At 51.2% G+C, this 252-nt stretch carries 2 pseudogenes; both read right to left on the reverse strand.

The annotated features are described in order from the left end of the window. Positions 1 to 156: pseudogene (locus R2R70_RS21840) on the reverse strand (DNA-directed RNA polymerase subunit alpha); the annotation flags it as partial. A gap of 25 nt (positions 157 to 181) precedes the next feature. After that, positions 182 to 252, reverse strand: a pseudogene (gene rpsD / locus R2R70_RS21845) (30S ribosomal protein S4); the annotation flags it as partial.

A 252-nucleotide genomic window follows, 5' to 3' on the forward strand; every position in this document is an offset into this window, starting at 1 on the left:
CGGCATCGATGAGAGCAGAATACGGCGCAGTGCGTTACCCAGAGTATGGCCAAAGCCACGCTCTAAAGGTTCAAGGGTCACCTTGGCGTGCGTCGAACTCACTTGCTCGATATCAAACAGGCGCGGTTTTAGAAACTCTGTCACAGAACCCTGCATTGTGTCCTCTCTTTGGTACTAAGCTTTACTTGGAGTAAAGCTCGACGATCAGGTGTTCGTTAATGTCCGCAGACAGATCAGAACGCTCCGGCTTAC

Origin of the sequence: Cobetia sp. SIMBA_158, assembly GCF_046566945.1 — a bacterium.
GTDB lineage: Bacteria > Pseudomonadota > Gammaproteobacteria > Pseudomonadales > Halomonadaceae > Cobetia > Cobetia amphilecti.